This window comes from Streptomyces sp. NPDC029216, from assembly GCF_040648015.1.
Taxonomy (GTDB): Bacteria; Actinomycetota; Actinomycetes; order Streptomycetales; family Streptomycetaceae; genus Streptomyces.
In genome coordinates this window covers 1-10,069 of sequence record NZ_JBEZWL010000204.1, presented here as the reverse complement: position 1 = coordinate 10,069, position 10,069 = coordinate 1, and the positions used below count along the sequence as shown (strand labels likewise).

7 protein-coding genes and 1 pseudogene are annotated in these 10,069 nt (G+C 74.3%); 2 read left to right on the top strand and 6 right to left on the bottom strand.

The annotated features are described in order from the left end of the window. A pseudogene (locus AB0F18_RS36480) lies at nucleotides 1–861 on the top strand (DNA-directed RNA polymerase sigma-70 factor); the annotation flags it as partial. 84 nt (nucleotides 862–945) lie between these two features. Here the strand turns inward: AB0F18_RS36480 and sucD are convergent. The 5 genes from sucD to AB0F18_RS36455 all read right to left on the bottom strand — a co-directional run bounded on the left by sucD (nucleotide 946) and on the right by AB0F18_RS36455 (nucleotide 8,085). After that, a complete protein-coding gene (gene sucD, locus AB0F18_RS36475; RefSeq protein ID WP_362068959.1) occupies nucleotides 946–1,836 on the bottom strand; it encodes a succinate--CoA ligase subunit alpha in 891 nt (296 codons plus the stop codon). 21 nt (nucleotides 1,837–1,857) lie between these two features. After that, entirely contained in the window at nucleotides 1,858–3,036 is a 1,179-nt protein-coding gene (sucC, locus tag AB0F18_RS36470; RefSeq protein ID WP_362068956.1) for an ADP-forming succinate--CoA ligase subunit beta, read from the bottom strand. A 288-nt stretch (nucleotides 3,037–3,324) separates the two neighbouring features. After that, complete coding sequence (locus tag AB0F18_RS36465; protein WP_362068953.1) at nucleotides 3,325–4,482, bottom strand: VWA domain-containing protein; 1,158 nt, start codon at nucleotides 4,480–4,482, stop codon at nucleotides 3,325–3,327. Nucleotides 4,483–4,723: 241 nt separating this feature from the next. Next, nucleotides 4,724–6,982, bottom strand: coding sequence for a DUF5682 family protein (locus AB0F18_RS36460; RefSeq protein ID WP_362068950.1), 2,259 nt, complete (start codon nucleotides 6,980–6,982; stop codon nucleotides 4,724–4,726). After that, nucleotides 6,979–8,085: an AAA family ATPase gene (locus AB0F18_RS36455; RefSeq protein ID WP_362068947.1), complete on the bottom strand. Its 1,107-nt coding sequence runs from the start codon at nucleotides 8,083–8,085 to the stop codon at nucleotides 6,979–6,981. Before AB0F18_RS36455 ends, AB0F18_RS36460 begins: the two co-directional genes overlap by 4 nt. A 134-nt stretch (nucleotides 8,086–8,219) precedes the next feature. Here AB0F18_RS36455 and AB0F18_RS36450 point away from each other — a divergent pair, with 134 nt between their 5' ends. Beyond that, on the top strand, nucleotides 8,220–9,557 hold the full coding sequence (locus tag AB0F18_RS36450) for an SWIM zinc finger family protein (protein ID WP_362068944.1): 1,338 nt from the start codon (nucleotides 8,220–8,222) through the stop codon (nucleotides 9,555–9,557). A 316-nt stretch (nucleotides 9,558–9,873) separates the two neighbouring features. On the opposite strand, the gene AB0F18_RS36445 is transcribed toward AB0F18_RS36450, so the two are convergent. Next, nucleotides 9,874–10,069 (bottom strand): 50S ribosomal L9 C-terminal domain-containing protein (locus AB0F18_RS36445; RefSeq protein ID WP_362068941.1); only part of this gene is annotated, 196 nt, incomplete at its 5' end.

Here is a 10,069-nt window from a genome sequence, read left to right as displayed (position 1 = left end):
GGCGGAGCCGCGTCGGCCCCCGCCCGGCGGGCGCGGCCGGTGCGGCCCGCCGAGGCGTTCGACTGCCTCTACGCCTACTCCGCCCCCGCCCTGGTGCGCCAGGTCTACCTCCTGACGGGCCGTCGCGCCCTCGCCCAGGAGTCCGTGGGGCGGGCGTTCCGTCAGGCCTGGGCGCAGTGGCCCGAGGTGGCCGCCGACCCCGACCCCGTGGGCTGGGTCCGCGCGGCCGCGTACGAGCACGCCCTCTCCCCCTGGCGCCGGCTCCGCCGGGCCCACCGGACCCTAGGACGGCCCGACAAGGCCCCGGCCGACCCCAACGACCGCATCCTGCTGGGCGCCCTGCTCGCCCTGCCGCCCGCGCACCGCCGGACCGTGCTGCTCTACGACGGCGTCGGCCTCGACCTGCCCGACACGGCCGCCGAGACCGAGGCCAGCACCCCCACCACCGGCAACCGCCTGCTGCGCGCCCACGCCGACCTCTGCACCCGGCTCCCCGGGCTGGCCGACGTACCGCCGGAGCAGCAGTCGGCCGTGCTGCGCGAGTGGCTCGGCGCCGTGCGGCCCGCCGTGCCGCTGGAGGCGGCCCCGGCGGCCACGGTCCGCGCCCTCAGCGAGTACCGCGCCCGCCGCTGGGCGCGGGCGGCGCTCGTGCTCACCGCGGTGATCGCCATCGCCACCGGGTACACCACCGTCACCGCGCCGGACCACTACGTCGCACCGGTCGCGCCGGGCGCGCGCGTCTCGGGGGTCCCGCCGCTCAGCGGCCCGCAGCGGCTGACGGAGACGAGCCGGGTCCTGCAGGACAAGCTCCGGGACCATCCGGCCGCCGGCCCCCGCCGGCTCCACCCGACGCTGGAGTGAGCGGGCGGCACGGGCCGCAAAAAAAGGGCGTGGCCCGCACCCCGAGGGGTGCGGGCCACGCCCGTACTTCCGTACCTCTAGCGCTTACTTCGCGCCTTCGAGGATCTCGCGCGCCAGCTTGGCCGTCTCGGTCGGGGTCTTGCCGACCTTGACGCCCGCGGCCTCAAGGGCCTCCTTCTTGGCCTGCGCGGTGCCGGAGGAGCCCGAGACGATGGCGCCGGCGTGGCCCATGGTCTTGCCCTCGGGGGCGGTGAAGCCCGCGACGTAGCCGACGACCGGCTTGGTGACGTTCTTCGCGATGAAGTCCGCCGCACGCTCCTCGGCGTCGCCGCCGATCTCGCCGATCATGACGATGAGCTCGGTCTCCGGGTCGGCCTCGAAGGCCTCCAGGGCGTCGATGTGCGTGGTGCCGATGACCGGGTCGCCACCGATGCCGACGGCGGAGGTGAAGCCGATGTCGCGCAGCTCGTACATCATCTGGTAGGTCAGCGTGCCGGACTTGGACACGAGACCAATCTTGCCGGGCTTGGTGATGTCGCCCGGGATGATGCCGGCGTTGGACTGGCCGGGGGTGATCAGACCCGGGCAGTTCGGGCCGATGATGCGGGTCTTGTTGCCCTTGGCGGTCGCGTACGACCAGAAGGCGGCGGAGTCGTGCACCGCGATGCCCTCGGTGATGACGACGGCCAGCGGGATCTCGGCGTCGATGGCCTCGACGACGGCGGCCTTGGCGAAGGCCGGCGGGACGAAGAGGACGGAGACGTTGGCGCCCGTCTTCTCCATCGCCTCGGCGACGGAGCCGAAGACCGGGACCTCGGTGCCGTCGAAGTCGACGGTGGTGCCGGCCTTGCGCGGGTTCACGCCACCGACGATGTTGGTGCCGTCAGCCAGCATCAGCTTGGTGTGCTTCATGCCCGTGGCACCGGTCATGCCCTGGACGATGACCTTGCTGTCCTTGTTGAGGAAGATAGCCATGTGAGTCTGTGACCTCTGCCCTTACTTCGCAGCCGCGAGCTCGGCGGCCTTGTCGGCCGCGCCGTCCATGGTGTCCACGCGCTGCACCAGCGGGTGGTTGGCGTCCGAGAGGATCTTGCGACCCAGCTCGGCGTTGTTGCCGTCGAGGCGGACGACCAGCGGCTTGGTGACCGCCTCGCCCCGGTCCTCAAGCAGCTGCAGCGCCTGGACGATGCCGTTGGCGACCTCGTCACACGCGGTGATGCCACCGAAGACGTTGACGAACACGGACTTGACGTCCGGGTCGCCGAGGATGATCTCCAGGCCGTTGGCCATGACGGCGGCGGAGGCGCCACCGCCGATGTCCAGGAAGTTGGCGGGCTTGACGCCACCGTGGTTCTCACCGGCGTACGCGACGACGTCGAGGGTGCTCATGACGAGACCCGCGCCGTTGCCGATGATGCCGACCTCGCCGTCGAGCTTGACGTAGTTGAGGCCCTTCTCCTTGGCGGCGGCCTCAAGCGGGTTCGCGGCCGCGTGGTCCACGAACTCCTCGTGACCCGGCTGGCGGAACTCGGCGTTCTCGTCCAGGGAGACCTTGCCGTCGAGGGCGATGACCTCGCCGGAGGCGACCTTCGCGAGCGGGTTGACCTCGACGAGGAGCGCGTCCTCGGCGATGAAGGTCTTCCACAGGGTCACGAGGACCTCGGCGACCTTCTCGGCGACCTCGGCCGGGAACTTCGCCAGGGCGACGATCTCGCGGGCCTTCTCGATCGTCACGCCCTCGTTGGCGTTGACCGGGACCTTCGCGAGCTTCTCGGGGGTCTCCTCGGCGACCTGCTCGATGTCCATGCCGCCGGCGACCGAGGCCATGGCCAGGAAGGTGCGGTTGGTCCGGTCGAGGAGGTACGAGACGTAGTACTCCTCGAGGATCTCGGGAGCGGTCTCGGCGATCATCACCTTGTGGACCGTGTGGCCCTTGATGTCCATGCCCAGGATGTCCGTCGCGCGGGCGACGGCCTCGTCCGGGGTGGCGGCGAGCTTGACGCCGCCGGCCTTGCCGCGGCCGCCGACCTTCACCTGGGCCTTGACGACCGACTTGCCGCCCAGCTTCTCGGTGGCCTCGCGAGCCGCCTCAGGCGTGTCGATGACTTCACCGGCCAGCACCGGTACACCGTGCTTGGCGAAGAGGTCCCTCGCCTGGTACTCGAACAGGTCCACGCGCGTCCGTCCCTTGTCTTCAAAGATTCGCAGTGATTCGCGGTTTGTCTGCTATCTGCGTGGGCGTGCCGCGGAGGGCAACGTGACGGCGCTGTCACAGGGGAGGCGCACACGGTGACCGTGGACGCGGCATGTCCGTCTCGCAGGTTATCCCCGAGGGCCGTAGGACCCTAAATCACAGATCACACCTGAGCGGTGATACCTGTCACAGATCGCCTCACCGCGGAACTGCATCTTCGTGTGATCCGCCGATATGCCGCGGGGTCACCCGGAACCCCTTCGCGGGCCTCACGGGACCGGCAGGGGGCGCTTCTCCAGCGCGGCCGCCATCACCTCCGGGAACAGGTCGGGCGTGCAGGCGAAGGCCGGGGCGCCGAGCGCGGCGAGGGCCGCGGCGTGCTCGCGGTCGTAGGCGGGGGCGCCCTCGTCGGACAGCGCGAGCAGGGCCACGAACTCCACGCCGGACGCCTTCATCGCGGCGACCCGCTTGAGCATCTCGTCCCTGATCCCGCCCTCGTAGAGATCACTGATCAGGACCACGACCGTGTCGGCAGGACGGGTGATCTTGGACTGGCAGTAGGCGAGGGCGCGGTTGATGTCGGTGCCGCCGCCGAGCTGGGTGCCGAAGAGGACGTCGACCGGATCGTCGAGCTGGTCGGTCAGGTCGACCACCGCCGTGTCGAACACGACCAGGCGGGTGGCGATCGCCCGCATGGAGGCCAGGACCGCCCCGAAGACGGAGGCGTAGACGACCGAGGCCGCCATCGAACCCGACTGGTCGATGCAGAGGACCACCTCCTTCCTGACCGCCCGCGCGGCCCGGCCGTAGCCGACGAGCCGTTCGGGCACGACGGTGCGGTGCTCGGGGAGGTAGTTCCGGAGGTTGGCGCGGATGGTCCGGTCCCAGTCGATGTCCCGGTGGCGGGGGCGGCTGATCCGGGCCGACCGGTCGAGCGCGCCCGTGAGGGTGGCCCGGGTCCGGGTCGCGAGCCGCTTCTCCAGCTGGTCGACCACCTTGCGGACCACGGCCCGCGCCGTCTCCTTGGTGGTGTCGGGCATGGCCTTGATCAGCGACAGCAGGGTGCCGACCAGGTGCACGTCGGGCTCGACGGCCTCCAGCATCTCCGGCTCCAGCAGCAGCGTGGACAGGCCGAGCCGTTCGATGGCGTCCCGCTGCATGACCTGCACGACGGAGCTGGGGAAGTACGTACGGATGTCCCCGAGCCACCGTGCCACGCGCGGCGCGGACCCTTCGAGCCCGCCCGCCCGCTCCCCCGTCCCCCTGCCGCCGCCCCCGCCTCCGCCTCCGTAGAGCGCGGCCAGCGCAGCGTCCATGGCCGCGTCCCGCCCGCCGAGCACTCGGCCGGTCCCGTCGCCCTCGCCCCCGCCGAGCACCATCCGCCAGCGCCGCAGCCGCTCGTCCCCGGCGCTCTCCGTCTCCGCCATCTGTCCTTCCCCCTCCACTCGTTCCTCCCCCCAGCCACCGCTGGGAGGCATCCTCGGGGCCACGCCCCGCGCACGCCGCCGGTCCGGCCGTAGCGCTCCAGCCCCGCCCGGCCCTGCCTCACCCGCCCCTGCACCACTCCCCGACCGGCACCCCGCCCCGCCCCGCCTCCACGGCTCTCACCCGGGTGGGTGCGGGCTGAGCGGGACCCGTTGCCCCCGCCCGGCCGGCGGGCGAGGGGCTTCAGGCCGCCGTGAGGAGGAGGCGGACCACTTCCGTCACCGCGTCCGCGCGGGCCGGGTCCAGGTCCGGGGCGAAGCCCTCGGGGGCCGTCCCCGGACCGGCGGGTCTCCGCCGGGCGCCGGGGCCGCGGCGGACCAGTTCCCCCAGGCTCCGCTTCACGCCCGGCTCGTACGCCCCGAACGTGCGCCGCAGCAGCGGCAGGACGTCGATGAAGGCGCGCTCCGGCACCGCCGTCAGCCAGGCGTCGATCAGGCCCAGCAGCCGTTCGTCGTGGACCAGGAGCGTCCCGCCGCCGGAACCGCCGCCGGCGAACCCCTCGATCCAGCCCGCCGCGTCGGCCGGGGAGGCCGCCGGGGACAGGGCGAGCCCCATCAGGCGGGCCGTCTCCCCGGCCGGGAGCCGTCCGTCGTCCAGCAGCAGCCGCACCGACCGGCCGCGTATCAGCCCGGGCACGGTCTCCCGCCCGGCCAGCGTCCGCAGTACGGCCGACCAGCGCTCCCGCAGCCCCTCGTCCGCGTCGGCCAGCAGGGCGACCGCCCCGTGCACCCCGTCGAGGTGGCCCCGCAGCTCCGCCGCCCCGTCGGCGTCGAGCCCGGCCGCGCAGGCGGGCGGGAGGGCCACGCAGATCCGCTCGGCCAGCCCGGCGGCGACCGTGCCGAGCGCCGCCGAGTCCGTACCCCGTACGTCCCCGTACCGCAGCGAACGGGCCAGCGCGGGCAGCGCCTTGGCGAGCCGGGCCACATCGGTGTCCAGCGCCGCCAGATCGGCCAGCACCCGCAGCACGGCGGGCAGCGCCTCCGACAGTCCGGCCAGCAGGCACCGCTCGGCCAGCGCCGTGACCTCCCCCAGCTCCGTGGCGCCCGCCGCGTCGGCCTCGGCCTTGGCGGTGGCCGCCGCCGGGACGGTGGTGCCCCAGATGCCGGCCTCGGCGACCCGCACCGACAGCTCCGGCTCCCAGCACAGCCGCCAGGTCTCCCGGAAGGTGCCCGTACCGCCCCGGGAGGCGGTGGGCACGCCCCAGTCGATGCCGAGCATCCGCAGCCGGTGCAGCAGCAGGGACTTGGCGGCGTCGGATTCCTTGCGCAGGTCCAGTTCCAGCTCCCGCTGCCGGGCCTCGGCCTTGAGCCGCAGCGAGCGCTGCCGGCGAGTGAGGTCCCGCTGGAGCGGTACGGCGGGCGCCGCGTCCGGGACCTCGCCGAGCACGTCCCCGACGACGAGCCGGTCCTCGACCAGCGCGAGCGGGACGTCGGAGCCGTCGCACATCACCGCCCGCACCGCCTCCAGGGTCTCGCCGAGCCCGGCCACCGGGCGGCCCCGGACGGCGGCCAGGGTCTCGGCCAGCCGGACCGCCTCGATGACGTGGGCCGGGGAGACCTGCCGGTCCTCCTCCCGCAGCAGCCCGGCCACCTTCGTCAGCCACCGCTCGACCGGCCGGTCGCGGGAGGCGAAGAGGTGCGCGTACCAGCCGGGCGAGGTGATGCCCGCGCCGTACCCGCCGGCCCGGGCGAGCCTGCGGTGGGTCCAGGGCACCCAGGTTGTCTCCACCTTGGTCCTGGGCAGGCCCGCGAGCAGTGCCCGGTCCGCCGCGACCGTCGTCCTGGCGCGCAGCGCCGGGACGTGCCACGCGCCGCACACCACGGCGTAGTCGTCGCCGAACTCCCGTCGGGCGGCCCGCATCCGCTGCCGCATGTGGGCCTCGCGGACCAGGTCGCGGGGCCGGCCGCCGTCCCCGTAGGTCTCGCGCAGCGCGCCCATGGCCTCCGCGAGGGCCTCGAAGGCGGCCGACGGGTCTGCCGCCCCTCCGCCGGCGCGGTGCTCGACCACGTCCTCCCACCAGCGCTCCGGGTCCTCGTACCCGGCGGTCTCCGCGAGCACGGCGAGCGGATCCACCGGCAGCCCGCCCGCGTCCCCTTCCTCCTCCTCGGGCGCGGCCAGCGTATGGGCGGCGGGCAGGTCGATGAAGCGCACCGGAACGTCCCGCGCCTGGGCCCAGCGGATGGCGACCCACTCCGGGGAGAAGCCGGCCAGCGGCCAGAACGCGGCCCGGCCCGGGTCGTCCGCCGCGTGCGCGAGCAGGGCGACGGGCGGGCGCATCCCCGGCTCGGCGGCCAGCGCGAGCAGCGCGTCCCCCTCGGGCGGCCCCTCGATCAGGACGGCCCTCGGCTGCGCCCGGTCCAGCGCGGCCCGCACCGCCCGGGCCGAGCCCGGCCCGTGGTGGCGGACGCCGAGCAGCAGCGGCCCCGCGGCTCCCGGGCTCATGCCGTCACCTCCCGGCAGGCGCGGTAGAAGTCCTTCCAGCCGTCGCGCTCGCGGACGACCGCCTCCAGGTACTCCTGCCAGACGACCCGGTCGGCGGCCGGGTCGCGGACGACGGCGCCGAGGATCCCCGCGGCCACGTCGGAGGGGCGCAGGACGCCGTCCCCGAAGTGCGCGGCGAGGGCGAGGCCGCCGGTGACCACGGAGATGGCCTCGGCGGTGGAGAGGGTGCCGCTGGGCGACTTCACCTTGGTGCGGCCGTCGGCGGTGACGCCGTCGCGCAGTTCGCGGAAGACGGTGACGACGCGGCGGATCTCCTCCAGCCCCTCGGGGGCGGCCGGCAGGTCCAGGGCGCGGCCCATCTGGTCGACGCGGCGGGCGACGATGTCGACCTCGGCGTCGGTGGTGGCGGGCAGCGGCAGGACGACGGTGTTGAAGCGGCGACGCAGGGCGCTGGACAGCTCGTTGACCCCGCGGTCGCGGTCGTTGGCGGTGGCGATGAGGTTGAAGCCGCGCACGGCCTGGACCTCCTCGCCGAGCTCCGGTATCGGGAGGGTCTTCTCGGACAGGACGGTGATGAGGGTGTCCTGGACGTCGGCGGGGATGCGGGTGAGTTCCTCGACCCGGGCGGTCATGCCCTGGGCCATGGCCCGCATGACGGGGCTGGGGACGAGGGCCTCGCGGCTGGGGCCGTGGGCGAGGAGGCGGGCGTAGTTCCAGCCGTAGCGGATGGCCTCCTCGGGGGTGCCGGCCGTGCCCTGGACCAGCAGGGTGGAGTCCCCGCTGACGGCGGCGGCCAGGTGCTCGGAGACCCAGGTCTTGGCGGTGCCGGGGACGCCGAGCAGGAGCAGGGCGCGGTCGGTCGCGAGGGTGGTGACGGCGACCTCGACGATCCGGCGGGGGCCGACGTACTTGGGCGTGACGACCGTGCCGTCGGCGAGCGTGCCGCCCAGGAGGTACGTGGCCACGGCCCACGGGGAGAGCTTCCAGCGGGCCGGGCGGGGCCGGTCGTCGGCGGCTTCCAGGGCTTTCAGTTCGTGCGCGAAGGCGTCTTCCGCGTGCGGTCGCAGTGCCTCGGTACCGGTGTCGTTCCCGTGCGTGCTCATGGTCCCCCTCCAGTGCTCGGCAGCCGCTCCCGACTGCTGGATCCACCGTGCACCATGCCACTGACAACGCCCCCTGTTCGAGGCGTCGTTGCAGGTCAGGGCGATTGTCAGTGGGGGTCTCTACGGTGGTTTCCATGACTGAGCAGGGGGTCCGCTGGACGGCGGAACAGGTACTGGCTCTGGCTCCTGACGATGCGTCGCGCAAGGCGGGGGGCAGGCTGGGCGGGGCGGGTCCGTGGTCACAGACCGGAGGTTCCGCTTCCGGTGCGGTGTGGGGGTTGTGCAAGGGCAGCGGCGGCACGCCGTACCGGACGGTCGTCGACCTGGCGGGGCCCGCGTACAACTGCTCGTGCCCGAGCCGGAAGTTCCCGTGCAAGCACGCGCTGGGACTGCTGCTGCTCTGGGCGGCGCAGGGGCTGGGGGACCCGGCCGAGGCGCCCGACTGGGCGGCGGCCTGGCTGGCGGAGCGCGCGGCGAAGGCCGCGCGCCCGGCGGCCGGCCCGGTGGACGCCGAAGCGGCCCGCAAGCGGGCCGAGCGGCGCGCCGAGCGGGTCGGGGCGGGGGTCACCGAGCTGGAGCGGCGGCTCGTGGACCTCCTGCGCGGCGGCATCGCCGGTCAGGCGCAGGCGGGGTACGCGCCCTGGGAGGAGACCGCGGCCCGCATGGTCGACGCCCAGGCACCCGGACTGGCCGCCCGGGTACGGGAGTTGGGGACAATACCCGGTTGCGGCCCCGGCTGGCCCGCCCGGATGCTTGAGGAGTTCGCGCTGCTGCACCTGCTGGACCGGGCCTGGCTGGGGGTCTCGGGACTGCCGGAGCCGCTGGCCGCGACCGTCCGGAACCGGGTGGGTCTGCCGTCCTCGGCGGAGGGGGAGACCGTCCGGGACCGCTGGCTCGTACTCGCCCAGTACGACTCGGTGTCCCCGGACGGCCGTCTCACCACCCGCCGGATATGGCTGCGCGGGCTGGAGAGCGGACGGCCGGCGCTGGTGCTGGACTTCGGACCGCCCGGGCGGGCGCCGGGGCTGGCACTGCCCGTCGGACTGGTGCTGGAGGCGGAAGCCCGCTTCCGGACCGGCTCGGCGGGGCTCCGGGCGGACCTGGGGGACCGTACCGCGGCAGCGGCCGCGGACACCCGGGCCCCGGCCGGGGTGGGCACCGGTGAGGCCCTGGAGGCCTACGGGGCCGCACTGCGGGAGGACCCGTGGCTGGAGTCCTGGCCGGTGGTCCTGGGCCCGGTGATCCCGATACCGGGTGAGGCGGGGGACGGGGCCTGGCAGCTCGCGGACGCGGAGGGGACGTCCGCACTGCCGGTGGCGCACGGCGCGGGCCGCTCGCGGTCCGGGCTGTGGCAGCTGGCCGCCCTCTCGGGCGGCGGTCCGGTCACGGTCTTCGGCGAGTGCGGCCATCGCGGCTTCACTCCGCTGACGGCCTGGCGGCCCGGCTCGTCCGAGCCGGTGCCGCTGCTCTGAGGAAGGCGGAACCAACCGAAAACGCAGGGGGCCTGGGGGGATCCATGCCGTCTCGCAGACCGACATGGAGGACGCGCGGGCGCGGGGGCGCCGGCGCGAGGACGAGGAGCCGGGGGGCTTTCATGAACGACAACCACGCCAGCTGAGCACGGTCGTACGGCCATCACGGCTCCGGTCCCGCGGAGGGGGCGGGACCGGAGCCCGGGCCGGTACGACTCACGACCGACGACCGACGGGGACTGACGAGGGAGGGGTCCGATGGACAAGGCAGCCGACGACGGCCACGCGTACGGGGACGGGGACTGGGAGGGGCTGGTCACCGCCGCGCTGCTCGGCACCGAGCGGCGCGGCGGCACACCGGAGGCACTGCTCGACGCGGCGGCAGTGCAGACGCTGCGCCGCCGGCGCGGGCCGCACCCTGGTACGAACCGAGGGTCTTGATCGGGGAGCCCAGCTCCACGCGACGCTTGTCGACCTTCGGGCCACCCGAAGCCTCGATCGCCGTGGCGATG

Excerpts from the sequence above, each read along its gene's own strand:
- sucD (WP_362068959.1), bottom strand. The coding sequence starts at position 1,836 with ATGGCTATCTTCCTCAACAAGGACAGCAAGGTCATCGTCCAGGGCATG.
- AB0F18_RS36455 (WP_362068947.1), bottom strand. The coding sequence starts at position 8,085 with ATGAGCACGCACGGGAACGACACCGGTACCGAGGCACTGCGACCGCAC.
- AB0F18_RS36460 (WP_362068950.1), bottom strand. The coding sequence starts at position 6,982 with ATGAGCCCGGGAGCCGCGGGGCCGCTGCTGCTCGGCGTCCGCCACCAC.
- AB0F18_RS36465 (WP_362068953.1), bottom strand. The coding sequence starts at position 4,482 with ATGGCGGAGACGGAGAGCGCCGGGGACGAGCGGCTGCGGCGCTGGCGG.
- AB0F18_RS36450 (WP_362068944.1), top strand. The coding sequence starts at position 8,220 with ATGACTGAGCAGGGGGTCCGCTGGACGGCGGAACAGGTACTGGCTCTG.